The sequence below is a fragment of the Novosphingobium huizhouense genome (genome assembly GCF_020179475.1).
Classification (GTDB): Bacteria; Pseudomonadota; Alphaproteobacteria; order Sphingomonadales; family Sphingomonadaceae; genus Novosphingobium; species Novosphingobium huizhouense.
In genome coordinates this window covers 36,485-62,008 of the sequence record NZ_JAILXZ010000006.1, presented here as the reverse complement: position 1 = coordinate 62,008, position 25,524 = coordinate 36,485, and the positions used below count along the sequence as shown (strand labels likewise).

The window sequence follows — 25,524 nt, the reverse complement described above, 5'->3', positions numbered from 1 at the left end:
GCGTGTTGCCTCGTCGCCGCGCCGGGCCGCGCGTGGACCCGACAGGAGCTATCCGACGATGATCGTAGAATTCGGCAAGACCGGCGCGGAGCGCCCCCGCCTCGTTGCCCGCCTGGTGGCGGAAGGCGCGCTGCCCGCCGACTGCGACGCGGTCACCCGTGCGGCCGCCGAAGCGCAGCGCTTCACCGGCAAGAGCGGTCAGGTGTTCGAGTTCTTCGCTGCGGGCGAAGGCGGCGCGACGGTGCGCCATGCGCTTGCCGGCATCGGCGAGCCCGGCGCCAAGGACCGCATCGCCACGCTCGAGAAGGCCGGTGGCGCGCTGACCGCGAAGTACCTCACCTCGGGCGAGCCTGCGCTGGCGATCGACTTCGCCGACAGCGGCCTCTCGGCCGAGGAGGCCGCGGCAGTGCTGCTCGGCGCACGGCTGCGCGGCTGGCGCCACGATGTCTATCGCACCAGGTTGAAGGACGACCAGAAGGCGAGCCTTGCCACGATCGTCGCGCTCGGCGCGCCCGCCGGCGCCGAGGCTGCCTGGGAGATCGAAAGCGCGATCGCCGAAGGCGTGGAGTTCACCCGCGAACTGGTGACCGAGCCCGCCAACGTGATCTACCCCGAAAGCTTCGTCGAACGCTGCCGCGCCCGGCTCGAAGGCACGGGCATCGAGATCGTCGTGCTGGGCAAGGAGGAAATGACCGCGCTCGGCATGGGCGCGCTGCTTGGCGTCGCGCAGGGTTCGGTGCGCGAGCCGCGCCTGCTGGCGATGCGCTGGAAGGGCAAGGCGGGCGCACGCCCGACCGCGTTCGTCGGCAAGGGCGTGACCTTCGACACCGGCGGCATCTCGATCAAGCCCGCCGCCGGCATGGAAGACATGAAGTGGGACATGGGCGGCGCCGGTGCGGTTGCCGGGACCATGCTCGCGCTCGCCAGGCGCAAGGCGCAGGCCGACGTGATCGGCGTCTGCGGCCTCGTCGAGAACATGCCCGATGGCAATGCCCAGCGCCCGGGCGACGTCGTCACCTCGATGTCGGGCCAGACGGTCGAGGTGATCAACACCGACGCCGAAGGGCGCCTGGTGCTGTGCGATGCGCTGACCTGGGTGCAGAAGGAATACAGCCCCGCGACGATCGTCGACCTCGCCACCCTGACCGGCGCGATGATCATCTCGCTCGGCCACGAGCATGCCGGCATGTTCAGCAACGACGACCTGCTGGCGAGCCAGCTCGACGCCGCCGGCAAGGCGAGCGGCGACAGCCTGTGGCGCTTCCCGCTGGGCGCTGCCTACGACAAGCTGATCGACAGCCCGATCGCCGACATGAAGAACGTCGGCCCGCGCTACGGCGGCTCGATCACCGCGGCGCAGTTCCTCCAGCGCTATGTCGACAAGGGCGTGGCCTGGGCGCACCTCGACATCGCGGGCACGGTCTGGGTCGACAAGGCCGGGGCGACCCACGACAAGGGCGCGACCGGGTTCGGCGTGCGCCTGCTCGACCGCTACGTGCGCGACGTGCTCGAAGCCTGAGGCCCGCCACGTGCCGAAGATGCGGCGCAAGTCGGACCTGCCGACCAAGACTTGCGCCGGCTGCGGCCTGCCGTTTACCTGGCGCAAGAAGTGGGAGCGCGACTGGGACAACGTGAAGTTCTGTTCCGACCGCTGCCGGAGCGGCAAGGGGAAGGCGGAATGACGACGGCATGGTCCCGAAGGGCGGTCCTGGCAGGAGCGTCCACCGCAATTGCCGCGAGCGCCCTCGTCGCTCCCGCCGCGGTGCGTGCCGCAGGCCCGGGTGCTGCAGGTCCCGGCGCTGCCGGCCCGGGCGCGGCGGGCAAGCCGCAGCCGATCACCCGCGCGGAGCGGCTGGCGCGCATCGCCAGGGTGCAGGACCTGATGCAGCGCCAGGGCATCGGCGCGCTGCTTGTCGAAAGCGGCAGCAGCCTCGTCTATTTCACTGGGGTCCGCTGGTCGCGGTCCGAGCGCGTGACCGCGGCGGTGATCCCGGCGCGCGGGCAGGCGGTCATCGTCACGCCGTTCTTCGAAGCGCCGTCGGTGAGCGAGACGCTGGCTGTCCCCGCCGAGATCCGCACCTGGCACGAGGACCGGAACCCGTTCGCGCTGATTGCCGGGGCCGTGCGCGAGGCCGGCGGGCAGGGCGCAATCGCGGTCGAGCAGACGACCCGCGAATTCATCGTCGAGGGTCTGCAACGCGAAGGATCGTTCCGCGTGGTGTCGGGCGCGGCGCTGGTCGACGCCTGCCGCCGGTTCAAGTCGCCCGCCGAACTGGCGCTGATGCAGAGCGCCAACGACATCACCCTGGCCGCGCTGCGCGAGGTCCATGGCGCGGTGCGCGCCGGCATGACCGCGCACGACATTTCCGCGCTGATGGAAGCCGCGACCACGCGGGCCGGCGCGACCAGCGAATTCGCGATGGTGCTGCTCAACGAAGCGAGCGCCTATCCGCACGGCTCGCGCACGCCCCAGGCGGTGCGCGAGGGTTCTGTCATCCTGATGGACTGCGGCTGCACGGTGGAGGACTACCAGTCCGACATCTCGCGCAGCTGGGTCTTCGGCGAGCCGAGCGTCAGGCAGCGCAAGGTGTGGCAGACGGTGCGGCAGGGCCAGGACCTGGTGTTCGCGGCGGCGCGCCCCGGGGTGCCGGTGGCCTCGCTCGATGCGGCGGTGCGCGCCTTCTACGAGAAGGAGGGCTGGGGCCCGGGCTTCGCGCTGCCCGGGCTTTCGCACCGCGCCGGCCACGGCATCGGCATGGACGGGCACGAGAGCCCCTATCTCGTCGGCAGCGACCAGACGCCGCTCGCGCCCGGGATGTGCTTCTCGAACGAGCCGGGGCTCTACATCCCCGGCGCGTTCGGCATTCGCCTCGAGGACTGCTGGGTGATGACCGAGGCCGGGCCGAGGCCGTTCACCCCGCTCGCCCGCTCGATCGACGATCCGATCTGAGCGATGCGAGTCGATTTCTACCAGCTGACCCGCGATCCGGCCGAGTTCGTGCTGCCGTTGATCGCCCGCGCGGCGATGGGCGCGGGCGCGCGGCTGCTGGTGGTCTCGTCGGACGAGGCGCAGCTCGCGCGGATCGACGAGGCGCTGTGGACCCGGCTGCCCGAGAGCTTTCTCGCGCATGGCTTCGCCGGCGGCAGGGACGATGCGCGCCAGCCGATCCTGCTGTCGAGCGAGCCGGTGCCGGCGAACGGGGCGCGGTTCATGGCCTGTGCCGACGGACACTTTCGCGAGATGGAGGGGATGGAGCGGGCGTTCCTGCTGTTCCCGCCCGCGCAGATCGACGACGCGCGGGGGACCTGGCGGACATTGCGCGCACGCGCAGGCGCCGACTTGCGCTACTGGCGCCAGGGGGAGCGGGGCTGGGAAGAGGTCAAGCCCGGCGGATGATGCAGGCGGCGCCTGCCTTGCGATGCAGCACAAACCCGGCTAGGGGCGCGCGCAACCAGAACACCCCACATTTCGCAAGGAACATCCCATGGCGGTTACCCGCACCTTCTCGATCATCAAGCCCGACGCGACCCGTCGCAACCTGACCGGCGGCGTCACCAAGATGCTCGAGGAAGCCGGCCTGCGCGTCGTCGCCTCGAAGCGCATCCACATGAGCCGCGAACAGGCCGAGGGCTTCTACGCGGTGCACAAGGAGCGCCCGTTCTTCAACGACCTCGTCGAGTTCATGATCTCGGGCCCGGTCGTGGTCCAGGTGCTCGAGGGCGAGGATGCGGTGAAGCGCAACCGCGACGTGATGGGCGCGACCAACCCGGCCAATGCCGAGGAAGGCACCATCCGCAAGACCTACGCCGAATCGATCGAGGCGAACTCGGTCCACGGGTCGGACTCGGACGAGAACGCCGCGATCGAGATCGCGTTCTTCTTCAAGCCGGAAGAAATCGTCGGCTGATTCGACCGGCACACGGAAAACGTAGGGGGCCGCCGGGATGCAACGATCCCGGCGGCCCTTCGCGTTTCAGGTGCACTTCGATGTGCCGCCGGTGCCGGTAAGGCCGACCGCGAGGTTGCGCTGGTCGCGGATGAGGAAGGCGGCCTGCTGGCGCATGGTGAACGGCGCAAAGAAGAAGCTGCCGAAAAGACCGGTGTAGCGGTAGTAGACCTCCGCCACCATCACCGCGCTGCCGGTATCGGCGGTCAGCGTCGCCTGTCCCATGTTGACCCCGGCGATGGCGGGCCCGTTCAGGCCATTGGCCGTGGTGTCGTTGCCGAACGCGGATGTCGCCACCAGGCTGCCGGAGCAGCGCTGCCAGCGGATGAACTGCTTGCCGGTGGTGGTGTCCTTTTCGAGGCTCGACAGGATCACGCGGCCGTTGGTGGAGAGCGTGATCGATTTGCCCGCTTCGCTCGCGCCCTTCATCACCGAATCGACGTCGGTTTCGGCAATGGTCGGCGTCACCGAGCTGTTGTCGGCCTGGCCGAGGCGCGAGGCGTTGTCCGCGACCGCGAGCGCGATTTCGCTGAGCTGCATGTCGACCATGGTGATGTTGGCCACTTCTGTCGCGAACATCCCGAACGAGATCAGCACCGGTAGGGCGATGGCGAACTCGATCAGCGCCGCGCCCGAGCGATCGCGGCCGAGGCCGATCGCAAGGCGGGCCAGCGCCGGGCGCACCTGCCGCTTCATGTGCAGATTCCGCTCGAGGAACCGTACTTCTTCTGCGTCGCGAAGGGCTGGTTCTTGCGCACCGACTTCGACACCAGCGTCTGCGGACCGGAAAAGCCCGGCACGAAGGGCAGCTTGATCAGCGGGTTGTACGTGACGGTGACGGTGTAGATGACCACATCATAGGCGCCGCCGTTGCCCGACTGGCCGATGTTCGCGTCCCAGCGGCCGTTGCGGTTCTCGTCGACATAGGTTTCTCCGCTCGCGCAGGCGCCGTCCTTGTTGGTGTCATTCCACTTCTCGGCGCGTGCGATGTCGGCGAAGTCGTAGTAGCTGGTTCGGGTCGAGGTGACGTTGGCGCCGGGCAGGATGTTCCTGACCGTGGAGGTGACCGTCGCGTCGGCCGCCACGGTGTCGGCGGTCTCCAGCGAGGAGTCGCGCGCGGCGGCCTCGACCGCGCCTTCGAGCAGCACCTTGCCGTAGACCAGCTGGCCGAGGTCGACCAGGCTGAAGATCATCAGCACGAACACGGGCGCGAGAATGCCGAATTCGAGGATGTAGGCGCCTTCGCTGTCGCGGCGCAGGCGATCGAGCAGGGCAAGGAGGCGGGTCATTGATAGATCCGCAATTCGCCGACCTGCTTGGCGATGTCCTGGAACGCGGCGTTGAGCTGGGAGGAGTTGGCCGCGGTATAGGAGCTCTGGTCCGAGGCGCAGTAGCTCATGTCGGTCGTCAGCGACGTGCCGAAGGCGATCATCCACACGCGGATGCCCTTGGCCTTGACCGCGTCGCACAGCGCACGGAAGCGCGAGATATGCCGTGAGTCGCTCTGCGACTTGGAACCGTCGGACGTCACCCGGCGGTCGTGCCATTCGACACCCCAGGCGGTATCGATCGAATTGCCGGTGTCGGTGATGCCGTCGGTCATGAAGATGATGTGACGCGAAACCTTGCCGCCGTTGCCCGGAGGATCGTTGACGATGTCGGAGAAGATGCCGTCAGGCGAGCTGAGCCGTGCGCCCCAGACCATGCCGATGTCGTGGTAGGTCGCCCCATCGGCGGTCAGCGAATCGGCGTAGGCGTTGAATTCCGTCTGCGTCATCGTCGCCAGGGTGCGCGCCTGATAGGGGCAGCCATAGGCGGCGGCACCGCCGTAAGACGACGTGCTGCTGGTGGTCAGGTTCCCGCCCGAGGTCGTCCGGTAGTAGGCCACTTCCTTCCACATCGGCGCCCACTGCGTCGACGGCGTCGAGGGGTCGGGGGCGGTGTCGATGTCGAGGTCGGCCGCCGAGGGGCTGATGCCGAGCAGGGTCGAGAAGCTGAATGTGGCCGATGCCGAGGTCGAGCGCTCGACGATGCAGCCGTCCCAGGTGGTGGTGATGTTGGCGCCGGCATTGCCGGTCCGCGTCGTCACCGGGTTGAAGTTCTTGAACTGGCTCGTGTCGTAGACGACCGCCTGGTAGGTATACTGGCTGGTGGTATCGGTATACATCGTGCGCGACGAGGTGGTGTACCAGATGTACCAGCTGCTGCCGCTCTGCCTGCAGCTGTAGGTATTGAGCGTCTGCGGCTGCGACACCGTGGTCACGTACTGATAGCCATTGCTGGCGAGGACAGTGTTCGACGTCGCGGTCCCGGTGTTGGTCCAGCTGGTGTTCGGAAGCGTCGCGATCGCGGTCGTACAGCCGCTCTGGGTATAGGCTGTGCCCGAATACGAGGTCAAATTGCCGGTGGTGACAGTCGAGTAGGTCGGCGAGCTGGTGGATGAAGACCACAAGCGCGACTGGATCGTCCGGCTGTTGGCGAGGAAGGCCGGGTTGAGGCTTTGCAGCAGGCGGCCGACGTTGACCGACTGGGTATAGGGGACGAAGCCGTAGCGCAGGCGCGCGTTGGTGCCGGCGCTGGCGGTCGCCAGCGTGGTGTAGAAGCTCTTCATCGCCGCGCGCAGGTCCTGCAGCTTGCTGGTCTGCGTGCCGCTGGGCGTCGCACCCGACGCGGTCTTGAGCATCGATCCGGTCGTGTCGAGCACCATGACGACATCGGCATTGCCGACGCCCATCGTCGCCGAGCAGTTCACCGAGATCGACAGGCTGGACATGCCGAAGATCTGCATGACCTTCATCGGCACGGTCACGGAGGCCGTGCCGACAATCGAGTTCCCGTTGTCCGGCGACGAGCTCGTGAACGTCGGGGTCAGGGTCTGGTTGCGGGTGAAGTCGTAGTTGGCGAGGAAGTAGCTTCGCGCCTTGTCCTGCGCGACGTCATCGTAGCCGTTGGTGGTGATCGCGCGGCGTCCGGCGAGCGTGCCCGCATCGCAGGCATATTGCAGGCGGTTGCGCGCCTTGTAGAGGCCGCTGGCATCGACGGCGCCGCCGGCCATAGCGGCGAGCACGAAGATCGACACGACCGAAAGCGGCAGCATCGAACCGGCAATGTCGTGCCGGATGCGCCGGCCCGATGCCGCGATAGCGGCCCTGAAGCGTCCGATCCAACCTTGAAGCCGCACCATCGTATCCGACCCTGTTAACCATCTGGAGGCAGCGCAGGCTGCGCAACGACGGCATCAGGTGGGCGATGTCGGACTAAAGAAACCCTAAGTTTTGTACGATTTTAATCTACGGATTATTAAGTGATCGAAAGTGTCTTTTTTGACTATCTAAGGAGTGAGATTAACCAGCTGATCGAACTGATTGTCGGCGCGAGATGATGCTTCCACCCCCGCTCCCGGCCCGCTACCATCACCCGCCAGGGAGAACGACGCGATGATCGGAATGGGTGCGGGCGAATGCCCCTTCGAGTTCAACTTCGATTCCGCAACCTTCAAGGTGGGCGACGTGGTCAGCTACCGCATCGGTGGTGGCACGTTCGACGGGATGCCCTTCGTCGGCACTCTGCTCGAGGTTCATGACGATCACGTGGTGATCGCCGGCGACCCGAACGATCCCGAGGTGCGTTATCGCGGCAGCCGTGAAAGCCGACCGGTGGTGAGCGCGGACCAGGTGTGAGCGATCAGAAGTCCATCATCGCGGCAAGCCGGCGCGGTGCGATTGCGCTCCAGCTGCGCCGCAGCCATTCGGCGATGTCGTCCCAGTCGACGTCGCCGAGATCGAGCCGTATCGCGATCCAGTCGGCGCCGAAGTAGGCGGGGCGAAAGAAGCGCACCGGATCGCTCTCGATCAGCTGCTCCTGTTCGTCGGCGCCGCTGATCTTGACCAGCAGCGCCACGCGCCCGTCGCCGTGGTGGTCGCTCGAGACCCACGCGAACTTCTTGCCCTTGGTCACGCCGAAACAGGCCATGCCGTGGCTGACCGTCTCTTCCGCCGCGGGCAGCGCCATCGCGCGGCTGCGGACCTGCTCGGTCAGCCAGACCGGCGAGGTTTCGCGCTGCACCAGCTCGGCGAGGCAGCGCGCATAGAGCTGATGCTCGGCGAACAGTACGCGCGCCGCCAGGCTCTCCGCCGTTTCGCCCGGGCGGATGGCGACCGCGACCTGCCCCAGCACCGGCCCTTCGTCGAGGTCGGCGGTGACGAGGTGCACCGTGCAGCCGCCGTGGCTGTCCCCCGCCTCGATCGCGCGGGCATGGGTGTGGAGCCCCGGATACTTCGGCAGCAGCGAGGGATGGATGTTGAGCATCCGCTCCTGCCAGCGCGCGACGAAGCCATCGGACAGGATGCGCATGTAACCGGCGAGCGCGATGAAGCGCGCGCCGTGGGCGAGCACGGCCGCTTCCATCGCGGCGTCGTGCTCCTCGCGGCTCAGCCCCTTGTGCGGCAGCGCGAAGGTGGCGATGCCTTCGGCTTCGGCCAGCCGCAGCCCCTCGGCTTCGGGCCGGTTCGATGCGACGAGCACGATCTCGTAGGGGCAATCGGGCAGGCGGCTGGCATAGAGCAGCGCCGCCATGTTGGTGCCGCTGCCCGAGATGAGGACGGCGACTTTAGCCTTGTCAGGCATTCAGATCCTCCCCGTTTTCGGCGAAGCCGCAAAGGGGGAGGGGGACCGCCCGCGCAGCGGGTGGTGGAGGGGAGCGCCCCCCCCGTCAGCCGCCTTCGGCGACTGCCACCCCCCCGTTTGTCCTTCGGAAAAACAGGGGGGATTTCTGTCACCCCACATGCACCGCTTCCCAGGCCTCGCGCGCCGACCAGGTCTCGGCGCTGCCGAAGACGGTGCAGCCCTTCTGCCCCGCGACGATCTCGCCGATGCGGAACACCGTCTCGCCCGCATGGCCGAGATCGCGGGCGAGCGCGTCGGCTTCGTCGGGCGCGACTGCCAGCACCATGCCGATGCCGCAGTTGAAGGTCCGCGCCATTTCGCCGGGCTCGATATGGCCCTGCGCCTGGAGGAAGGCCATCAGTCGTGGCTGCTCCCAGGCATCGGCGTCGATCCGTGCATGGAGCCCGGCCGGCAGCACGCGCGGCACGTTTTCAAGCAGGCCGCCGCCGGTGATGTGGGCGAGCGCATGGATGCGCCCCGCGCGAATGAACGGCAGCAGGCTCTTCACGTAGATCCGGGTCGGCTCGATCAGGTGCTCGATCAGCAGCCGTTCGTTGTCGAACAGCGCCGGCCGGTCGAGCTTCCAGCCCTTGTCCGCGGCGAGGCGGCGCACCAGCGAATAGCCGTTCGAGTGGACGCCCGAGGAGGCAAGGCCGAGCAGCACGTCGCCCTGCGCCACGCGGTCGCCGGTCAGCTGCTCGCCGCGCTCGACCGCGCCGACGCAGAAGCCGGCGAGGTCGTAGTCGCCATCGGCATACATCCCGGGCATTTCCGCCGTCTCGCCGCCGATCAGCGCGCAGCCGGCCAGCTTGCAGCCTTCGGCGATCCCCGCGACGACGCGCTCGGCGACGCCGTTATCGAGCCGGCCGGTGGCAAAGTAGTCGAGGAAGAACAGGGGTTCGGCGCCCTGCACGATCAGGTCGTTGACGCACATCGCAACGAGGTCGATGCCGATCGCATCGTGCCGGTCGTGGTCGATCGCGAGCTTGACCTTGGTGCCGACGCCGTCGTTGCCGGCGACCAGCAGCGGATCCTTGTAGCCGGCCGCCTTCAGGTCGAAGAAGCCGCCGAAGCCGCCCAGTTCGGCATCGGCCCCGGGGCGCGCGGTCGCCTTGGCGAGCGGGCCGATCGCCTTCACCAGCGCGTTGCCGGCGGCGATGTTCACGCCCGCCTGTTCGTAGGAGTAGGACTGCTGCTTGGGGTCGTCGGATGCCATGGCGGTGCGCCTAGCGCCTTTCCGCTTGGATTTCCACTCGCGCTTGGGCAAAAGCGCCCATCCCATTGCGGGCCGCGCGGATGCGCACGGTCGGCCCGGTTGCGTGTCGCGGAGTTCCCTTGGCCGTTTTCAGTCTGTCCAATCGCGCGTTCCGCCCCGGAAGGGCGTTGCTCGTGGCTGGCGGCGCCGCTGCGCTCGCGCTCGCCGGCGCCGGTCTCTACGCGCAGATCGAGGGCGATCGCGGCATCCCGCCGATCGCCAGCACCGGCGACTTCGAGATCTCGGGGGTCGAGGTCAACGCCACCGGCGAGAGCGCCGAAGCGGCGCGCGCCGCCGGCTGGCGCGAGGCGCAGCGCAAGGCGTGGGAGCAGCTCTGGGCCAAGAACGGACTCGGTGGCGGCAGCGCGCCCGCGCTCGACGCCGGGACGCTCGACGGCATGGTCTCGGCGATCGTGGTCGAGAACGAGCAGATCGGCCCGCACCGCTACATCGCGACGCTCGGCGTGATCTTCGACCGGGCGCGGACCGGCGGCTACCTCGGCATGCAGGGCCAGGTCGCCCGCTCGGCGCCGATGCTGGTGATCCCGCTGCTCTACCAGGGCGGGGTCGGCTCGGTGTTCGAGACGCGCACGCCATGGCAGAAGGCCTGGGCCGAGTTCCGCACCGGCGAAAGCGTGATCGACTATGTCCGTCCGACCGGCGCGGGCGCCGATTCGCTGCTGCTCACCGAAGGGCAGGTCACCCGCCGCAGCCGCAACTGGTGGCGGATGATCCTCGACGAATTCGGCGCCGCCGACGTGGTCATTCCGATCGCGCGGCTGCAGCGCGAATTTCCCGGCGGTCCGGTCCATGGCCGCTTCTCCGCGCGCTACGGTCCCGACAACCGCTTCCTCGGCAGCTTCGAGATGACGGCGGCCAACGAGGACAAGCTGCCGGCGATGCTCGCCGAGGCGGTCAAGCGGATCGACGGCCTCTACGCCGCCGCGCTCGCGGCCGGAAAGCTGGCGCCCGATCCGACGCTGCTGGTCCAGCCCGAGATCGATCCGAGGCTGGTAGACGAGGTCCTCGCCAGGTCCGGTCCGGTCGCCGGCGCGCCGGTCGCAAGCAGCGAGCAGGCACCCGTCGCCGCGCCGACGGCGGCGCCACAGGCGCAGACCTACACCGTCCAGTTCGTCACGCCCGATGCCGCGGCGCTCGATGCCGGCCTGTCGGCGGTCCGCAGCGTGCCCGGCGTGCAGGGCGCGACGGTCACCTCGCTCGCCATCGGCGGCATGTCGGTGATGCGCACGACCTATGCCGGCGAGCTCGAGGCGCTGGCCGGGGCGCTCCGCGCGCAAGGGTGGAAGGTGACGCAGGGTGCGGGCGCCATCGTCATCCGCAAGTAGCCCCTCGCAGGTCTGCCTGGGTACCGTGTTTCCACAGCCATGAGCCAGATCGCGCTTCCCCTGTCGAGCGCCGCGGGCGCGGCGAGGATCGTCACCGGCCCCTCGCTCGAGCCGGTGCTGGCCGCGTTGCAGGCCTGCGCGGACTGGCCGTTCCGCACCGCGCTGCTGATCGGGCCGCCGCGTTCGGGCAAGAGCCTGCTCGCCCGCTGGTTCGAGGCAAGCGGGATGGGCGATGCGGTCGACGATGCCGACCAGCTCGACGAGAACGTGCTGTTCCACCGCTGGAATCGGGCGCAGGGCGAAGGTCGCGCGCTGCTGCTGGTCAGCGGCCGGGCGCCCGGGCAATGGCGCATCGCGCTGCCCGATCTCGCCTCGCGCATCGGGGCTGCCCTGCCGATCGCGATCGCCACGCCCGACGACGCGCTGCTGCGCGGGCTGATCGAGGACCACGCCCTGCGGCGCGGGCTGGTGCTCGGCGAAGGTGTGCTCGCCTGGCTGCTCCCGCGGATCGAGCGCAGCCATGCCGCGACGGAGGCCTTGGTCGAAACAATCGACCGGCTGTCCCTTGAGCGCAAGGCGCCCGTCACCATATCGCTGGTGCGCGACGCCCTGGCCGAGCGCGTGCACGGTGCCGGTGGGGGCGAATTCCAGCCGCGCCTGCTCTGAGGGGACAGGTAAAGGGCAGGCCCGCGCTGCGCTTGCCTTGCGGAACAAAACAGGGAAGGATTGCGGCGCCATGTTCGACAGACTGATCGCCTATCTGGATTCGATCCGCGCCCGCGATCCGGCGCCGCGTTCGCGCTGGGAAATCCTGTTGTACCCCGGCCTCTGGGCCGTCGGCCTGCACCGCGTGGCGCACTGGCTGTTCGAGGCCGAGCTCTATTTCCTGGCGCGGCTGGTCAACCACATCTCGCGCTTCCTCACCGGGATCGACATCCATCCCGGCGCGAAGATCGGCCGCCACCTGTTCATCGACCACGGCTTCACCGTGATCGGCGAAACCGCCGAGATCGGCGACAACGTGACGATCTACCAGTGCGTCACGCTCGGCGGCACCAACCCCGCCAACGGCGTGCCGGGCAAGCGCCACCCCACGCTGTGCGACAACGTGATCCTGGGTTCGGGCGCGCAAGTGCTGGGGCCGATCACCGTCGGCGCGCGCGCCCGCGTCGGGGCCAATGCGGTGGTCACCGACGACGTCCCCGAAGGCGCGACGATGATCGGGCTCAAGGCGCGCTCGACGCTGGTGCCGGTCGAGACCTGGCTCAAGGACTTCATTCCCTACGGCACGCCGTGCAAGGAGCCGTGCGAGCCGCTCGGCGGCGGCAGCCGGGTCGAGGAGCTCGAGGGCGAGGTCGCGCTGCTCAAGGCGCAGGTCGCCGCGCTGCTGGCGCGTGAAGCGCCCGAGCCCGAGCCGACCGGCACGGCCTCGCGGCGGAGGACCCGCAGCTGAGCGCACAGGCTCCCGATCCGGCGGGCGCCGCCGCCAACGTGGTGCCGCTTCCGCTCGCGCGCCCGGTCCAGCAGGTCGGCTTCGACCGGATCGAGCTGATGCGCATTCTCGATCTCTATGGGCGCATGGTGGCGGCGGGCCTTTGGAAGGACTACGCGCTCAACTTCGATCGCGATGCGGCGAGCCTTTCCGCCTATCGGCGCAGCGCCGAGCGGGCGAGCGCGCGGATCGAGAAGCGCCCGGCCTTGCGCCAGAAGCAGGGGATGTGGGCGCTCTATGGCGAGGCCGGGCAATTTCTCAAGCGCGGTCACGACCTGGCGGGCGTGCTCTCGCCGCTGGAACGCAAGCTGCTGAAAGTGGTCGAGGACTGACCAGCACCGCGAAGGCGCGCACGGTGGTCGCGGCCATCGTCGGGACGGCTTTGCTGTGCGCCTGCTCGGATGCGCCGGCCACCTCTCGCGCGAGTGCGGCCAAGGGAGAGGAAGTCCTGCGCGTGCTCTACCGCGACGATACGGCGCAGATGCTGGTGACGCTGCCGGCCAGGCCCGGCGATCCGCCGCCGCCGCGCGACTGCGCCACGCCGATGCTGATCGATCCGGCGACCGGGATGGCGCGGGCCATTTCGCCCGAGGACATGGCGCGAAGGCTCAAGGTCATGCAGCTTGCCGCCGCGACGCGCGGGCAATGCGACAAGCCCCGCGGACTCAGGCGAAAGTAGCCGCCACCGAGAGCCCGCCCTGCGCGCGGGTGACCGCCGCGACGATGCGGGCGAAGAACAGGCCGGCTGCGAACAGCGCGATGACGCCGACCCCGTCGAGCACGGTGGCGATGCTGGCGCTGCCCAGCGCATCGATGCGCGCCGACATCGACAGCGCCACGTTGCCGATGATCCACGATGTCCACCAGCGCACCAGCAGCGGATCGGTCGGCCCGGCGAAGCTTTCGTCGCGGCCGAAGCTTTCGCTCCAGATCTCCTTCATCGCGCCGAGCGGCTTGAACAGGTTGGCGATGGGCAGGAAGTACCACCCCCAGGCGCCGCCCGGCGAATGCCGCATCGCGACGCCGCGCGCGGCGAGGTTGGCGCTCGCCCGGTGCAGCCACATCGCCGAGATGATCACGCAGAGCAGCGCCGCGGCGAGCTGGACCAGCGCAATGGCGAGGCTGGTGGCGAGGACCGGGCGCGAGGCGGTGCGCGGGTCGGCGAGGCCGAGCCGATCGCACAGGACCACGAGCGCCAGCGACCCACCGAACAACGGCAGCAGCCATTGCAGTCGTCCCGCCAGCTTCTCCAGCCGGAGCTGTTGCGGCAGTGCCGCAGGATCGTTCATGGACGCCGCTCTCCTTGCGCCTGCACGCCGCAGATTAGTCGCGCCCGCCCGAAGGGCAAGCGCAACTCGCTCCGGGGAGATCGCCCGCGATCGGCCTGGCGCCGTCAGCCCTTCAGCGTTGCCGCGAGCGCGTTGAGGATGACTGCCGACTGCTCGCCGCCCGATTGCGGCACGAAATCGCCGCTGCGGTCGGAGATGCGGCCCCACGCGGCGGCGAAGCCTTCGAGCGTCTGCTCCTCCTCGGACAGCACGACGGGCGGGTTCATCGTCACCCAAGAACAGTGGAACGCGCCGCCGCCCGCGCCGACGATGGCGTTGCTCGGCGCATCGTCCGAAACGAGGTAGAGCGCTGCAGGAACCACCTTTTCCGGCGAGAAGGCGGCGAACGCGGCTTCGGGGAAGATGTCCTCGGTCAGCCGCGTTGCGGCGACAGGGGCCAGCGTGTTGACGCGGATGTTGTACTTCGCGCCTTCGAGGTAGAGCGTCTTGGTCATGCCCGCGACGCCGAGCTTGGCGCCGCCGTAGTTGGTCTGGCCGAAGTTGCCGAACAGCCCGGTCGAGGACGAGGTCATCAGGATGCGGCCATAGGCCTGCTCGCGCATCGTGTCCCACACCGCCTTGGTGGCGAAGGCCGAGCCGGTGAGGTGGACCTTCACCACCGTCTCGAAATCGGCGGGCTCCATCTTGGAGAAGCTCTTGTCGCGAAGAATCCCGGCGTTGTTGATCAGGATGTGGACGGCGCCCCACTTCTCCTTCGCGCGCGCCACCATCTCGACCATCTGCTCGTATTCGGTGACCGAGCCGCCATCGGCCATGGCCTCGCCCCCCATCGCCTCGATCTCGGCCACAACCTTGAGCGCGGCGTCGGAATGGCCGGTGCCGTCGCGCGTGCCGCCCAGGTCGTTGACCACGACCCGCGCCCCGCGCCGCGCCAGTTCAAGCGCGTAGTCGCGGCCGAGGCCTCCCCCGGCGCCCGTGACGATCGCTACCCGACCTTTGAACGAAATGCTCATGCGCCCCTCCACCCTTGTCGTCGTCGTTGTTCGAATCCTGCGCGATCCTCAGGCGATGCGCCTGACCCAGCCGTGGGCATCGGCAGCCTCGCCGCGCTGGATCGCCACCAGCCGCTGGCGCAGCTTCTGCGTCAGCTGGCCGGGCCCGCCGGTGCCGATGGTGAACTCGCCCGCGCGGTCGGCGACCCGGCCGACCGGAGTGACCACCGCGGCCGTGCCGCAGGCGAAGGTCTCGAGCAGCTTGCCCGAAGCGGCATCGGCCTTCCATTGGTCGAGGCTGTAGCGGCCCTCGCGCACGGTCAGCCCTTCCTCCGCGGCGAGCTCGAGCAGGCTCGCACGGGTGATGCCGGGCAGGATCGTGCCGGTCAGCTCGGGCGTAAGCACGGAGCCGTCGTCGAACACGAAGAACAGGTTCATGCCGCCCAGTTCCTCGACCCACTTGTGCTCGGCGGCGTCGAGGAACAGGACCTGGTCGTGGCCGCGCTCGAACGCCTCGGCGGTGGGCACGAGGCTTGCCGCATAGTTGCCGCCGCACTTGGCCGCGCCGGTGCCGCCCTGCGCAGCGCGGGTGAAGTCCGAGACCCAGATCGAAACGGCCGGCGCGCCCGACTTGAAGTAGTTGCCCGCAGGGCTTGCGATCACGAGGAACTTGTACTGCTTCGACGGACGCACGCCGAGGAACGCTTCGGAGGCGAACATGAACGGGCGCAGGTAGAGCGAGCCGCCCTCGACCGTCGGGAACCAGTCCTGGTCGACCAGCACCTGCTGGCGGACGGCCTCGACGAACAGGTCCTCGGGCAGCTCGGGCATGGCGAGGCGGCGCGCCGAGGCGTTGAAGCGCGCGGCGTTGGCTTCGGGGCGGAACAGCGCGATGCCGCCGTCGGCGAGGCGATAGGCCTTCAGCCCTTCGAAAATTTCCTGGGCGTAGTGCAGCACCGCAGCGGCGGGATCGAGCGGGATCGGGCCGTAGGGGACGATGCGCGCATCGTGCCAGCCGCGGCCTTCGGTATAGTCGATCTCGACCATGTGATCGGTGAAGGCGCGACCGAAACCGGGATCGGCCAGCACGGCGTTCCGGGCATCGACCGCCAGCGGGGCGGGATGCGGATGGCGCGTGAAGGTCTGGCTGGTTGCGGCGTCGGTCGCCATCGCTCGGATGTCCTTGCTGGAATCGTAATGGAGCGCGCTCCGTGAACGATTATTGCGCAAGAAGCAAGCAGAATGTAATAAATGTGAAGGGCCGCGCCGGTCAATCCGGAGCGGCCCTTCGCATGGTCAGCGGCCGGAAGTGCCGCCCACGAAGCCTTTATCGCTTAATCGAAACTCAGCGATAATGCCTCGCGCGGGACTGTACCGACCTCTCTGCTGAACCATGAGACATCGGATCACCTCCTTTCGCGCTGTTGAGCCAAAGTCGCCACTCTCGTGGCTGGACCGAAGCGCCGCGGCGTCGCGTCGGCCTTGCTGGCAATGTGATTCATCGCGCGGTCAACAACAAGTCTTGTGCGAAATTTTTTTGTCGTCAGGATGGCGGCTTCGCGCCCGATTGCAGCGGCGCGCGCTCACACCCTCCGGCAATCTTCGACAACCCGGCCGAGCTCGGCCCAGGCTGGCAGGTAGAGAACCGGCAAGCCATTGATGTCTATGGAAAACCTGCCGCGACTGAAGGCCATCGCGTCGAGCAGGCGGTCGTTCCGCGCAAAGGCGAGGGCGACCATCGCCGGGGTGGCGGCAGCGACCGGGGCGGCGGTGACCACGCGGCTCTCGCTGGTGGTGGTGATCGTCGCGGGGAGCGGTGCGCTCGCAGCTCCGTTGCGGTAGAGCGTCACGGTTCCGGCGGCGCGGTCGCACCGCAGGGTGACGATCGCGTCGCCGGCGGTCGAGACGAAGCGCGCCTGGCTGCCGCCCGGCGTCTGGCCATAGCGCCATTCGCCCGGGGTCTGTGCTGCATCGCGCCAGTCGCGCGGCGCCGGGGCCGGCAGGGAAGGGGGCGCCGCCGGCGTTGACCGCGGTGCAGGTGGCGGGGGCGGCGGCGGGGCCGGCGCCGCGACGCAGCCGGCAAGCGCGGCGGAAAGCAGGAGTGGCAGGCCGGTGCGGTTGATCTTCATGCCCGGCTTATGGAAGAGACGCGAAGTGACCTCAACCCGTCCCCCAAGAAGCCCCGCCGGGGCGAAGCTGCGCGTCGACCAGATGCTGGTCGACCGCGGGCTTGTCGAAAGCCGCAGCCGCGCGCAGGCGCTGATCCTTGCCGGCGTGGTCTTTTCGGGCGAGACCAAGATCGCCAAGGCCGGCCAGCCGCTGGCGCTCGACGCGCCGCTCGAGGTGCGCGGGCGCGACCACCCGTGGGTTTCGCGCGGAGGGATCAAGCTAGCCCATGCCATCGACCATTTCGGGCTGGATCCCGCAGGCGTGGTGGCGATGGACATCGGCAGCTCGACCGGCGGCTTCACCGATGTCCTGCTGCAGAAGGGCGCCGCCCACGTCTTTGCCGTGGATTCGGGGACCAACCAGCTGGCGTGGAAGTTGCGGCAGGATCCGCGCGTCACCGTGCTCGAACAGACCAGCGCGCGCATCCTCACCCCGGCCCACATCGACCGTGCGGCGGCCTGGGTGGTTTGCGATGCGAGCTTCATCGCCTTGCGCAAGGTGCTCGAGGTGCCGCTCGCGCTGGCGACGCGACCGACCCGGCTGGTGGCGCTGATCAAGCCGCAGTTCGAGGTCGGCCGCGCCGAAGTGGGCAAGGGCGGGGTGGTGCGCGATCCCCTGTTGCACGAGCGGGTCTGCGGCGAAGTGCGCGCCTGGCTCGAGGGCGAAGGCTGGCGGGTCGACGGGATCGTCGAAAGTCCGATCACCGGGCCCGAAGGCAACGTCGAATTTCTCGTGTCGGCAACGCGCGATTGACTTGGCCCGGTTCGTCGGGGGAATTGCAGGAATGACAAGCGCCCGCCAATATCGCCGGGAGCACAAGCACGAATCGATGGGGGTCGCTGCTCGGGTACCATGAGATATCTCGCTTCTCCTGCGCAGTTGCGCGCCAGCCTGCTGCGCTGGTCGCTGTTCATCGTTCCGCTCGTCCTGGGTCTGGGGATGCTTTCGGGAATTGCGGCCGGAAGCGGACCGGCCAACGCCTGGTTCGCGACGCTGAGGAAGCCCGCGCTCTATCCGCCGCCCGCAACCTTCGGCATCGTCTGGAGCGTGCTCTACGTGGCGATGGGGTTCGCACTGGCGCTGATCGTCTCGGCCTGGGGCGCGCGCGGTCGGGGCGTGGCGATCGCGCTGTTCGTGGTGCAATTGCTGCTCAACCTGTCGTGGAGCCCGGTGTTCTTCGCCCTGCACCGGCTTACGCTGGCGCTGGCGATCATCGCCGCGATGATCGTGGCCGTGCTGGCGACGCTGGTGGCGTTCGCGCGGATCCGGCGGGCGGCGGGCTTGTTGCTTGTCCCCTACCTCGCGTGGATCTGCTTCGCCGCCTACCTCAACTGGCAGTTCGTGGCGCTCAATCCCGGCGCCGAGCAGGTGCGCTCGTCGGGCGCGGCGGTGCGGGTCGAGCTGTGACGGCCTTGCGCATGGCGACGGGCGCGACCATTTAGGCCGCACGAGGCTCGCGCAGTGTGGCGCGGCCGGTGCAGAAGGTCAGGACATGCAGAGCGAAAACCCGCTGATCGCCGACTTCGTGAAGCTGCTGAACGGCGCCGCCGGCACTTTCGCCGGGATGAGCCGCGAAGCGGGCGCGACGGCGCGGGAGAAGCTGCGCGAAGCGATGGGCGGGCTCGACTTCATCAGCCGCGAGGAGTTCGACGCGGTGAAGGAAATGGCCGCGACCGCGCGCGAGGAAGTCGAGGCGCTGAAGGCGCGGCTCGCCAAGCTCGAGGGCGGATCGGCCGCGGGCGACATCGCCGCTGCGGCGGACGATACCGCGGTCGGCTGACCCTCCGCCCTTGCGGGCAGGGAACACGCGTCTTCGCCGGCCAGTTGGGATTGCGTTCGAAGGAGAGCGCTGCCCCGTGTTTACCCAACTCAATCCCACGATCCCGCTGCACGTGCTCGGCAAAGGCGATGGCTATGCGATCGGGATGATCGACTACGGCCAGGAGCACAACCTGATCTGGGTGACCGCGATCGACAGCACCGGCGAGATCTGGTGTGCGCCCAACAGCAAGGTCCGGCTCGGCAAGAACTGGACCATGGGGCGCGCCGAGAACGCGCTGGTCAAGCGCGACCGCGAAGCGCTGGCGCAGGATGTGTCGTCGGCCGGCTGAGCCGGGTCAGTTGGCCAGCGAGCGCGCAATCGCGCCATCGCATTCGAGGCGCCAGACGAGCCCGGCGGGCTCGTAGGCGAGCACGACATCGGCCTTGAGACTGCGCGCGGGAATGTGGTGGATCAGGGTCGTGCCGAAGCCGGGCGCTTGCGGCGGACCGTTGAGGCGGGGACCGCCTGCCTCGCGCCATTCGATCACAAGACGGTCTCCGGGCAGGCTCTGCCAGGCAAGGCTGACCTGGCCCTCCGGGCGCGACAGCGCACCGTATTTGAGCGCGTTGGTCGCGAGCTCGTGCAGCGCCATCCCGATGATTTCGGCGCTGCGGGGCGACAGGTCGAAAGCAGGGCCGCGGGCGTGGACATGACTGCGGGCTTGGCGCCCCACCGTCGCCAGCTGCGCCTCGACCAGTTCGCCGATCGGAATCGCCGCCCAGCCGCGGCGAACCAGCAGGTCCTGATTGGCCGAGAGCGAGGCGAGGCGGTTCTCGAACCGCTCGAGGAAGGCTGCATCGTTTCCACCCGACCGGCGCACCAGCGCCTGAACCACCGAAAGCATGTTCTTCGAGCGGTGGTTGACCTCCATCATCAGCGAGCGGATCTGCTCTTCCTTCTCGAGCAGTTCGGTGACGTCGGTGTTCGTGCCGAACCAGTTGACGATCGCGCCGCCTTCGTCGCGGATCGGCTTGGCCCGCGACAGGAACCAGCGGAACCGGCCGTCGGCGCCGCGCAGCGGGAAGGTGTCTTCCCACTCGGTGCCGGCCGCGATGCAGGCGCTGAAATGGTCGCGCACCCGGTCGAGATGTTCTGGGTGATGCACGGCGGCCCAGCCCCAGCCCTGCATCTGCTCGAAGGCGGTGCCGGTGTAGTCGTACCACCGCTGGTTGTACCAGGTGAGCGCGCCATCGGGCGAGGCGATCCACGCGAGCTGCGAAATGTTGTCCGCCAGCATGCGGAACTTGAGCTCGCTCTCGTCGTGCGCGGCCTGCGCCGCATGCCGGTCGGTGACGTCGCGCGCGATCTTGCTCGCGCCGATGATCCGGCCGCCCGGATCGAGGATCGGCGAAACGGTCAGCGAGACGTGGAGCAGGCCGCCGTCCTTCCTCTGGCGGACCGTTTCGAACGAGCGGACCCGTTCGCCCCGCCCGATCCGGGCGAGGATGTCGTCCTCCTCGTCCTGCCGGTCGGCGGGAATGATGGTGCGGATCGACTGGCCGACCATTTCGCCTTCGGTCCATCCGAAGATCCGGGTCGCCGCGGGATTCCAGCTGACGACCGTTCCATCCAGGGTCTTGCTGATGATCGCATCGTCCGACGACTGGACTATCGCCGATAAATGGGCTTCGGCCAGCAATGCACGCTCCGTCGCAGCCCCGTCCGTGCCCAATCTACGCACCGCACGAGGTGATGCAATAACTTAAATTATTTATCATTTTCAATAACTTAGAGTCCGGCTCGGGTCAGCGCCTGGTCGAGGTCGGCGATGATGTCGGAGGGGTCCTCCAGCCCGACGTTGAGCCGGAGCATGCCTTCGGTGACGCCCATGTCCGCGCGTGTCTCGGGCCCCACCCCGTGGTGCGTGGTCGAGGCGGGGTGGCACATCAGCGAGCGCGAGTCGCCGATGTTGTTCGAAATGTCCACGAGCCGGAGCGCGTCGAGCAAGGCGTGCGCCTGCGCCCGGCCGCCGTCGAGCTCGAGCGAGAGGATGCCGCCGCCCGCCTGCATCTGCTTCTGCGCCAGCGCGAACTGCGGGTGGCTTTCGAGGAAGGGATAGAGCACGCGCGGCACGCGGCCTTCGAGGAAGCGCGCGACTTCGAGCGCGTTCTCGCTCTGGCGGCGGATGCGCAAGTCCAGGGTCTCAAGTCCCTTGAGCACGACCCAGGCGTTGAACGGCGCGCAATTCGGGCCGGTGTTGCGCTGGAACGGGTGAAGCACGCCTTCGATGAAATCGCGCGAGCCGCAGACCGCGCCGGCCAGCACGCGGCCCTGACCGTCCATCATCTTGGTGGCCGAGTAGGCGACGACGTCGGCGCCGAAGTCGAGAGGCCGCTGCAGCGCGCTGGTGGCGAAGGCGTTGTCCACGACGGTGACGATGCCGTGCCTGCGGGCAAGCCCGCAGACGAATTCGAGATCGACCAGGCCCATCGTCGGGTTGGCCGGGCTTTCGAAGAAGAACACCTTGGTCTCGGGCCGGATCGCCGCTTCCCAGGCGGCGTTGTCGGCAGCGTCGATCGTGGTTCCGGCGATGCCGAAGCGCGGCAGCAGGTTGTCGACCAGCCAGCGGCACGAACCGAACGCCGCCTTGGCCGCGACGATGTGGTCTCCCGCCGAGAGCTGGCACAGCAGCGCGGTGGTCATCGCGGCCATGCCGCTCGCCTGCGCGCGGCACGCCTCGGCGCCCTCGAGCACCGCGATGCGCTCCTCGAGCATCTGCACGGTCGGGTTCTGGACGCGCGAATAGGTCATGCCGTCGTCTTCGCCGGCGAAGCGCGCGGCAACGGTGCCCGCATCGTCGTAGGAAAAGCCCGAGGTGAGGAACAAGGCCTCGCTCGTCTCGCCCTTGTCCGAGCGCCAGGTGCCGGCGCGGACCGCCTGGGTTGCGGGACGCCATTGGGCGGTGATCGAACGGTCCTGGCCGGTGGTGCGCTTCATGGCTTTCGCCTTAGTTTCGGCTTGGAGCGCGTGCAAGCGCGCGGGATTGCACGCGGGGGCGGACATCGCCTATCTGCGGCGGCAACATGAAGGTCATGCCCCGCACCGCGCCGCAGCGCGATCCCCTGCTCTGGCTGCTGGGCATCGCCGCAGCGTTCCTCCTCGTTGCGCTCCACCGGCTTGCGATTCCGTCCAAGCCGATGTTCGACGAGATCCACTACCTGCCCGCCGCGCGCCGCCTGATCGACCTCACCCGGCGCTTCAATCCCGAGCACCCGCTCCTTGCCAAGGAGATGATTTCGCTCGGCATCCGCGCGTTCGGCGACACCGCGTTCGGCTGGCGGTTCCCCAACGCGGTCCTGGGCGCGATCGGCCTGTTCGCGGCGAGCCGCGCGCTGTGGTGGGCATCAGGGGCGCGCAGCGCCGCGATCCTGTTCGCGGTGCTGTTGGCGACCGACTTCGTCTGGTTCATCCTCAGCCGGATCGCGATGCTCGACATGACGATGCTGGCGATGATGGCGCTCGCGTTCTGGCAGTGGGCGTTGGCGTGGAGGAAGGGCGGGCGGGGCCACCTCGTGCTGTGCGGGTTGTTCCTCGGCCTCTCGCTCGGGGCCAAGTGGAACGGCGCGCCGCTGCTGGTGGCGCCGGGGCTGCTGTTCGCCTGGGTGCGCTGGCGCACCCTGCCCCCGCGCGCGCGGGCCGGTGTCCTGGTCGCGCGCCGGGCCGGCCCCGTTCCGGGGATATCGCTGATCGAGGCCGCGGTCTGGCTCGGCCTGTGGCCGGTGGTCGTCTACCTCGCGACCTTCGCGCCCGCGTTCTTCTACAAGGTGCAGCCGATGACGCTGCAGGGCCTGATCCCGTGGCAGGGCTACATGCTGCAACTGCAGGACAGCGTGGTGAAGCCGCACACCTACATGAGCCGCTGGTGGCAGTGGGTGTTCAACATCCGGCCGATCTGGTTCCTCTACGAGAACGTCGACGGAGCCCAGCGCGGGGTGCTGATGCTGGGCAATCCGTTCACCATGCTGGCCGGGCTTCCGGCGCTGGTGTTCTGCGCCTGGGACGGTGTGCGCGGGGATCGCCTGCGACTGGGAATCGTCGCGCTCTACGTGCTTGCGCTGGTGTTCTGGGCGTTCAACGGCAAGCCGGTGCAGTTCTACTACCACTACGCGCTCGCCAGCGTGTTCCTGGTGGCGGCGCTGGCGGTCGTGCTCGCAGAGTGGTGGGAGGCGCACCGCCGCTGGCCGGTCTATCTCGCCACCGGGGTCGCGCTGACGCTGTTCGTCGGGTTCTACCCGATCCTCGCGGCCGGTGCGCTGCCCCGGCCCAACTCGTACATCGATTATACCTGGCTCAAGAGCTGGCGCTGAGCAGCGGCGCGCCGCCGCTGCCGTTGCCGCTGCCGCTCAGCCGTACTTGCCCCAGACGAACTTGCTCGACAGCGCGAAATTCCACACCGAGCCGAGCACGATGCCGATGATCACGGCGATGAAATCGTGGAAGCCCATCGCCTTCAACGCCGCGGCCGAACCGATGTTGGTCAGCAGGCCGAGCGAGCAGGTCATCGCGAACTTGGCCCAGCCGCGCAGGATCGGAACGAAGCCGCGCAGGCGCTTGTCGGAATAGGTCAGCTCGTTGTTGAGCACGAAGTTGAAGCTCATCGCCACGACCGCGGCGACGGTGTTGGCGATGTTGAAGGTCGTCTCGCCCGACCAGTGGCCATAGACGAAGCGTTCGCCCAGCAGCACCCGCAGCAGCAGGTAGAGCATGCCCATCTGCACGAACACGCCGAGCGCGCCCACGGTGCCGAACAGCGCGAAGCGCGTCGGGATGATCCGGCCGAGCCACTTGTCGTAGAGGCCGATCAGGAATTCGAACACGACCGTGCGGTCGAGCTTGGATTCGCCCTCCATCCGCGCAGCGAAGTTCAGCGGGAACTCCTTGACCCTGAGCGGTGCATCGACCGTGGCGAGGATGTCGAGAAGGATCTTGAAGCCGACGCCCGACAGGCGGTGCGCATCGGCGCGCAAGGTCTCGGCGCGCAGCATGAAGAACCCGCTCATCGGATCGGACAGCTGCACCCCGGTAACGCGGCGAGCGAGGCGATTGGCGAGGCCGGAAGCCTTGACTCGATCGGGCCGGCCCCACGCCTCGGTGCTCGCGCCCTCGGCAAAGCGGCTGGCATAGGCGACGTCCCATTCCCCGCCGGTGACCGCAGCGAGCATCTCGGGAAGGAGCTGGGGATCGTGCTGGCCGTCGGCGTCCATCACCGCGACGACCGGCGCGGCGGTGGCGCACATGCCCTCGATCGCCGCGGAGGCGAGGCCGCGCCGTCCGATGCGCTCGATCACGCGGATGCGCGGGTCGGTGAGCGAGATCCGACGCGCCTCGTCGGCAGTGCCGTCGGGGCTGTGGTCGTCGACGAAGATGGCCTCCCACGCGATCCCGGCAAGCGCGGCATCGAGGCGCTGGACCATCAGCGCGATGTTCTTGCGCTCGTTGTAGGTGGGCAGAATGACGGCGAGTTGCAGCATGACGCGCGCGCTTACAGCCGTTCGAGCACCGCGTCACCAATTTCTGTGGTGCCCGCTGTCCCGCCAAGGTCGCGACCGAGGATGCCGTCTGCCAGCGCCTTGCCGACGGCTGCCTCCACGCGGTCGGCCGCAGCGGCGAGGCCGAGCGAGTGGCGCAGCAGCATCGCGGCCGACAGGATCGTCGCCATCGGATTGGCGAGGCCCTGCCCGGCGATGTCGGGGGCCGATCCGTGGATCGGTTCGTAGAGCCCGAAGGTACCGTGCGCGGTGGTGCGCTCGCCGAGCGAGGCCGAAGCGAGCATCCCGATCGAGCCGACGCACATGCTCGCCTGGTCGGACAGGATGTCGCCGAACAGGTTGCCGGTGACGACGACGTCGAACTGGCCCGGATTGCGCACCAGCTGCATCGCGGCGTTGTCGACGTACATGTGGCTGAGCGCGACGTCGGGGTAGTCCTTGGCCACTTCGATCACCACGTCGCGCCACAGCTGGCTGGTCTCGAGCACGTTCGCCTTGTCGACCGAGCACAGGCGCTTGCCCCGGCCCTGCGCGGCGCGGAAGGCGACGTGGGCGATGCGGCGCACCTCGCTTTCGCTGTAGGACATGATGTCGTAGCCTTCGCGGTCGCCATTGGCGGCGGTGCGGAAGCCCTTTTCGCCGAAATAGACGTCGCCGTTGAGCTCGCGCACGATCAGCAGGTCGATGGCCGAGGCGACCTCGGGGCGCAGCGCCGAGTGGTCCTCGAGGCCCTGGAACACCTTGGCCGGACGCAAGTTGGCGAACAGGGTCAGCTCCTTGCGCAGGCCGAGGATTGCCTGCTCGGGGCGCAGGTGGCGTTCGAGCGCGTCGCAGTCGGGATCGCCCACCGCGCCGAACAGCACGCCGTCGCTCGCCCGCGCGATCGCGAGCGTTTCGGCCGGGAGGGGGTGGCCGTGGGTCTTGTAGGCAGCGCCGCCGACCGGTGCTTCCTCGAGCGCGATGTCGAGTCCCAGCGCCGCGATCACCCGGACCGCTTCGCGGGTGACTTCGGGGCCGATTCCATCGCCCGGCAGAACTGCAACCTTCATGCAAACACC

At 68.6% G+C, this 25,524-nt stretch carries 29 protein-coding genes; 16 read left to right on the top strand and 13 right to left on the bottom strand.

Going from position 1 to position 25,524, the window contains the following annotated elements:
* Positions 1–58 precede the first annotated feature (58 nt).
* The 5 genes from K3A85_RS17085 to ndk all read left to right on the top strand — a co-directional run bounded on the left by K3A85_RS17085 (position 59) and on the right by ndk (position 3,908).
* Complete coding sequence (locus K3A85_RS17085) at positions 59–1,519, top strand: leucyl aminopeptidase (RefSeq protein WP_225207717.1); 1,461 nt, start codon at positions 59–61, stop codon at positions 1,517–1,519.
* A 19-nt stretch (positions 1,520–1,538) separates the two neighbouring features.
* On the top strand, positions 1,539–1,682 hold the full coding sequence (locus K3A85_RS17080; RefSeq protein WP_263624931.1) for a DUF2256 domain-containing protein: 144 nt from the start codon (positions 1,539–1,541) through the stop codon (positions 1,680–1,682).
* Between the two features lie 80 nt (positions 1,683–1,762).
* On the top strand, positions 1,763–2,950 hold the full coding sequence (locus K3A85_RS17075; RefSeq protein ID WP_225207715.1) for a M24 family metallopeptidase: 1,188 nt from the start codon (positions 1,763–1,765) through the stop codon (positions 2,948–2,950).
* A 3-nt stretch (positions 2,951–2,953) separates the two neighbouring features.
* On the top strand, positions 2,954–3,397 hold the full coding sequence (locus K3A85_RS17070; protein ID WP_225207714.1) for a DNA polymerase III subunit chi: 444 nt from the start codon (positions 2,954–2,956) through the stop codon (positions 3,395–3,397).
* A gap of 88 nt (positions 3,398–3,485) precedes the next feature.
* On the top strand, positions 3,486–3,908 hold the full coding sequence (ndk, locus tag K3A85_RS17065) for a nucleoside-diphosphate kinase (RefSeq protein ID WP_225207713.1): 423 nt from the start codon (positions 3,486–3,488) through the stop codon (positions 3,906–3,908).
* A gap of 66 nt (positions 3,909–3,974) precedes the next feature.
* Here ndk and K3A85_RS17060 read toward each other — a convergent pair whose 3' ends face one another.
* From K3A85_RS17060 to K3A85_RS17050, 3 genes are read right to left on the bottom strand one after another with little or no spacing between them, the layout of a single operon-like run.
* Positions 3,975–4,643 (bottom strand): TadE/TadG family type IV pilus assembly protein, encoded by a 669-nt coding sequence (locus K3A85_RS17060; protein WP_225207712.1) that lies wholly within the window; start codon positions 4,641–4,643, stop codon positions 3,975–3,977.
* Positions 4,640–5,236, bottom strand: coding sequence for a TadE/TadG family type IV pilus assembly protein (locus tag K3A85_RS17055; RefSeq protein ID WP_225207711.1), 597 nt, complete (start codon positions 5,234–5,236; stop codon positions 4,640–4,642). Before K3A85_RS17055 ends, K3A85_RS17060 begins: the two co-directional genes overlap by 4 nt.
* Complete coding sequence (locus K3A85_RS17050; protein ID WP_225207710.1) at positions 5,233–7,044, bottom strand: Tad domain-containing protein; 1,812 nt, start codon at positions 7,042–7,044, stop codon at positions 5,233–5,235. Before K3A85_RS17050 ends, K3A85_RS17055 begins: the two co-directional genes overlap by 4 nt.
* A 340-nt stretch (positions 7,045–7,384) precedes the next feature.
* On the opposite strand from K3A85_RS17050, the gene K3A85_RS17045 reads away from it, so the two are divergent.
* Positions 7,385–7,627, top strand: coding sequence for a hypothetical protein (locus K3A85_RS17045; RefSeq protein ID WP_225207709.1), 243 nt, complete (start codon positions 7,385–7,387; stop codon positions 7,625–7,627).
* A 4-nt stretch (positions 7,628–7,631) separates the two neighbouring features.
* Here K3A85_RS17045 and purN read toward each other — a convergent pair whose 3' ends face one another.
* Positions 7,632–8,573, bottom strand: coding sequence for a phosphoribosylglycinamide formyltransferase (gene purN / locus K3A85_RS17040; protein ID WP_225207708.1), 942 nt, complete (start codon positions 8,571–8,573; stop codon positions 7,632–7,634).
* Between the two features lie 148 nt (positions 8,574–8,721).
* Positions 8,722–9,828 carry a phosphoribosylformylglycinamidine cyclo-ligase gene (gene purM / locus K3A85_RS17035; protein ID WP_225207707.1) on the bottom strand — a complete coding sequence of 369 codons (1,107 nt, stop codon included), beginning with the start codon at positions 9,826–9,828 and terminating at the stop codon, positions 8,722–8,724.
* 173 nt (positions 9,829–10,001) lie between these two features.
* Here purM and K3A85_RS17030 point away from each other — a divergent pair, with 173 nt between their 5' ends.
* The 5 genes from K3A85_RS17030 (at position 10,002) to K3A85_RS17010 (ending at position 13,384) form a co-directional block, all read left to right on the top strand.
* Complete coding sequence (locus tag K3A85_RS17030) at positions 10,002–11,213, top strand: heavy-metal-associated domain-containing protein (protein ID WP_225207706.1); 1,212 nt, start codon at positions 10,002–10,004, stop codon at positions 11,211–11,213.
* 39 nt (positions 11,214–11,252) lie between these two features.
* On the top strand, positions 11,253–11,879 hold the full coding sequence (locus K3A85_RS17025; protein ID WP_225207705.1) for an HdaA/DnaA family protein: 627 nt from the start codon (positions 11,253–11,255) through the stop codon (positions 11,877–11,879).
* Positions 11,880–11,949: 70 nt separating this feature from the next.
* Positions 11,950–12,666: a serine O-acetyltransferase EpsC gene (gene epsC, locus K3A85_RS17020; RefSeq protein ID WP_225207704.1), complete on the top strand. Its 717-nt coding sequence runs from the start codon at positions 11,950–11,952 to the stop codon at positions 12,664–12,666.
* Between the two features lie 38 nt (positions 12,667–12,704).
* Positions 12,705–13,037, top strand: coding sequence for a DUF2794 domain-containing protein (locus K3A85_RS17015; RefSeq protein ID WP_225207703.1), 333 nt, complete (start codon positions 12,705–12,707; stop codon positions 13,035–13,037).
* Positions 13,038–13,060: 23 nt separating this feature from the next.
* Positions 13,061–13,384 carry a hypothetical protein gene (locus tag K3A85_RS17010; protein WP_225207702.1) on the top strand — a complete coding sequence of 108 codons (324 nt, stop codon included), beginning with the start codon at positions 13,061–13,063 and terminating at the stop codon, positions 13,382–13,384.
* Here the strand turns inward: K3A85_RS17010 and K3A85_RS17005 are convergent.
* The 4 genes from K3A85_RS17005 to K3A85_RS16990 form a co-directional block, all read right to left on the bottom strand.
* Complete coding sequence (locus K3A85_RS17005; RefSeq protein ID WP_225207701.1) at positions 13,371–13,994, bottom strand: DUF4328 domain-containing protein; 624 nt, start codon at positions 13,992–13,994, stop codon at positions 13,371–13,373. The two genes, K3A85_RS17010 and K3A85_RS17005, sit on opposite strands and share 14 nt — an antisense overlap.
* Before the next feature lie 104 nt (positions 13,995–14,098).
* Positions 14,099–15,007, bottom strand: a complete 909-nt coding sequence (locus tag K3A85_RS17000; protein ID WP_225207700.1) for an SDR family NAD(P)-dependent oxidoreductase — start codon at positions 15,005–15,007, stop codon at positions 14,099–14,101.
* 48 nt (positions 15,008–15,055) lie between these two features.
* Positions 15,056–16,156, bottom strand: a complete 1,101-nt coding sequence (locus K3A85_RS16995; RefSeq protein WP_225207699.1) for a branched-chain amino acid aminotransferase — start codon at positions 16,154–16,156, stop codon at positions 15,056–15,058.
* 413 nt (positions 16,157–16,569) lie between these two features.
* A complete protein-coding gene (locus K3A85_RS16990) occupies positions 16,570–17,115 on the bottom strand; it encodes a hypothetical protein (protein WP_225207698.1) in 546 nt (181 codons plus the stop codon).
* An 82-nt stretch (positions 17,116–17,197) separates the two neighbouring features.
* Between K3A85_RS16990 and K3A85_RS16985 the strand changes: the two genes are divergently transcribed.
* From K3A85_RS16985 to K3A85_RS16970, 4 genes are all read left to right on the top strand, one after another.
* On the top strand, positions 17,198–17,908 hold the full coding sequence (locus K3A85_RS16985) for a TlyA family RNA methyltransferase (protein ID WP_225207764.1): 711 nt from the start codon (positions 17,198–17,200) through the stop codon (positions 17,906–17,908).
* A 99-nt stretch (positions 17,909–18,007) separates the two neighbouring features.
* Positions 18,008–18,562 (top strand): TspO/MBR family protein, encoded by a 555-nt coding sequence (locus K3A85_RS16980; protein WP_225207697.1) that lies wholly within the window; start codon positions 18,008–18,010, stop codon positions 18,560–18,562.
* 85 nt (positions 18,563–18,647) lie between these two features.
* On the top strand, positions 18,648–18,935 hold the full coding sequence (locus K3A85_RS16975) for an accessory factor UbiK family protein (RefSeq protein ID WP_225207696.1): 288 nt from the start codon (positions 18,648–18,650) through the stop codon (positions 18,933–18,935).
* A 76-nt stretch (positions 18,936–19,011) separates the two neighbouring features.
* Positions 19,012–19,266 carry a hypothetical protein gene (locus tag K3A85_RS16970; protein ID WP_225207695.1) on the top strand — a complete coding sequence of 85 codons (255 nt, stop codon included), beginning with the start codon at positions 19,012–19,014 and terminating at the stop codon, positions 19,264–19,266.
* Positions 19,267–19,272: 6 nt separating this feature from the next.
* Here the strand turns inward: K3A85_RS16970 and K3A85_RS16965 are convergent, their stop codons facing one another.
* Together K3A85_RS16965 and K3A85_RS16960 are read right to left on the bottom strand one after the other, a co-directional pair.
* A complete protein-coding gene (locus K3A85_RS16965) occupies positions 19,273–20,616 on the bottom strand; it encodes a PAS domain S-box protein (protein ID WP_225207694.1) in 1,344 nt (447 codons plus the stop codon).
* Between the two features lie 89 nt (positions 20,617–20,705).
* Entirely contained in the window at positions 20,706–21,914 is a 1,209-nt protein-coding gene (locus tag K3A85_RS16960) for a trans-sulfuration enzyme family protein (RefSeq protein ID WP_225207693.1), read from the bottom strand.
* 86 nt (positions 21,915–22,000) lie between these two features.
* On the opposite strand from K3A85_RS16960, the gene K3A85_RS16955 reads away from it, so the two are divergent.
* Positions 22,001–23,284, top strand: coding sequence for a phospholipid carrier-dependent glycosyltransferase (locus K3A85_RS16955; protein WP_225207692.1), 1,284 nt, complete (start codon positions 22,001–22,003; stop codon positions 23,282–23,284).
* A 36-nt stretch (positions 23,285–23,320) separates the two neighbouring features.
* On the opposite strand, the gene K3A85_RS16950 is transcribed toward K3A85_RS16955, so the two are convergent.
* Positions 23,321–24,448: a glycosyltransferase gene (locus tag K3A85_RS16950; RefSeq protein WP_225207691.1), complete on the bottom strand. Its 1,128-nt coding sequence runs from the start codon at positions 24,446–24,448 to the stop codon at positions 23,321–23,323.
* Between the two features lie 11 nt (positions 24,449–24,459).
* Positions 24,460–25,515: a 3-isopropylmalate dehydrogenase gene (leuB, locus tag K3A85_RS16945; RefSeq protein WP_225207690.1), complete on the bottom strand. Its 1,056-nt coding sequence runs from the start codon at positions 25,513–25,515 to the stop codon at positions 24,460–24,462.
* Between the last annotated feature and the right edge of the window lie 9 nt (positions 25,516–25,524).

Excerpts from the sequence above, each read along its gene's own strand:
- purN (WP_225207708.1), bottom strand. The coding sequence starts at position 8,573 with ATGCCTGACAAGGCTAAAGTCGCCGTCCTCATCTCGGGCAGCGGCACC.
- purM (WP_225207707.1), bottom strand. The coding sequence starts at position 9,828 with ATGGCATCCGACGACCCCAAGCAGCAGTCCTACTCCTACGAACAGGCG.
- K3A85_RS17055 (WP_225207711.1), bottom strand. The coding sequence starts at position 5,236 with ATGACCCGCCTCCTTGCCCTGCTCGATCGCCTGCGCCGCGACAGCGAA.
- K3A85_RS17005 (WP_225207701.1), bottom strand. The coding sequence starts at position 13,994 with ATGAACGATCCTGCGGCACTGCCGCAACAGCTCCGGCTGGAGAAGCTG.
- K3A85_RS16975 (WP_225207696.1), top strand. The coding sequence starts at position 18,648 with ATGCAGAGCGAAAACCCGCTGATCGCCGACTTCGTGAAGCTGCTGAAC.
- K3A85_RS17050 (WP_225207710.1), bottom strand. The coding sequence starts at position 7,044 with ATGCTGCCGCTTTCGGTCGTGTCGATCTTCGTGCTCGCCGCTATGGCC.
- K3A85_RS17045 (WP_225207709.1), top strand. The coding sequence starts at position 7,385 with ATGATCGGAATGGGTGCGGGCGAATGCCCCTTCGAGTTCAACTTCGAT.
- K3A85_RS17085 (WP_225207717.1), top strand. The coding sequence starts at position 59 with ATGATCGTAGAATTCGGCAAGACCGGCGCGGAGCGCCCCCGCCTCGTT.
- K3A85_RS17025 (WP_225207705.1), top strand. The coding sequence starts at position 11,253 with ATGAGCCAGATCGCGCTTCCCCTGTCGAGCGCCGCGGGCGCGGCGAGG.
- epsC (WP_225207704.1), top strand. The coding sequence starts at position 11,950 with ATGTTCGACAGACTGATCGCCTATCTGGATTCGATCCGCGCCCGCGAT.
- K3A85_RS16960 (WP_225207693.1), bottom strand. The coding sequence starts at position 21,914 with ATGAAGCGCACCACCGGCCAGGACCGTTCGATCACCGCCCAATGGCGT.
- K3A85_RS16990 (WP_225207698.1), bottom strand. The coding sequence starts at position 17,115 with ATGAAGATCAACCGCACCGGCCTGCCACTCCTGCTTTCCGCCGCGCTT.
- K3A85_RS17000 (WP_225207700.1), bottom strand. The coding sequence starts at position 15,007 with ATGAGCATTTCGTTCAAAGGTCGGGTAGCGATCGTCACGGGCGCCGGG.
- leuB (WP_225207690.1), bottom strand. The coding sequence starts at position 25,515 with ATGAAGGTTGCAGTTCTGCCGGGCGATGGAATCGGCCCCGAAGTCACC.
- K3A85_RS17060 (WP_225207712.1), bottom strand. The coding sequence starts at position 4,643 with ATGAAGCGGCAGGTGCGCCCGGCGCTGGCCCGCCTTGCGATCGGCCTC.
- K3A85_RS17070 (WP_225207714.1), top strand. The coding sequence starts at position 2,954 with ATGCGAGTCGATTTCTACCAGCTGACCCGCGATCCGGCCGAGTTCGTG.
- K3A85_RS16950 (WP_225207691.1), bottom strand. The coding sequence starts at position 24,448 with ATGCTGCAACTCGCCGTCATTCTGCCCACCTACAACGAGCGCAAGAAC.
- K3A85_RS16955 (WP_225207692.1), top strand. The coding sequence starts at position 22,001 with ATGAAGGTCATGCCCCGCACCGCGCCGCAGCGCGATCCCCTGCTCTGG.
- K3A85_RS16980 (WP_225207697.1), top strand. The coding sequence starts at position 18,008 with ATGAGATATCTCGCTTCTCCTGCGCAGTTGCGCGCCAGCCTGCTGCGC.
- K3A85_RS16995 (WP_225207699.1), bottom strand. The coding sequence starts at position 16,156 with ATGGCGACCGACGCCGCAACCAGCCAGACCTTCACGCGCCATCCGCAT.
- ndk (WP_225207713.1), top strand. The coding sequence starts at position 3,486 with ATGGCGGTTACCCGCACCTTCTCGATCATCAAGCCCGACGCGACCCGT.
- K3A85_RS17080 (WP_263624931.1), top strand. The coding sequence starts at position 1,539 with ATGCGGCGCAAGTCGGACCTGCCGACCAAGACTTGCGCCGGCTGCGGC.
- K3A85_RS16985 (WP_225207764.1), top strand. The coding sequence starts at position 17,198 with ATGCTGGTCGACCGCGGGCTTGTCGAAAGCCGCAGCCGCGCGCAGGCG.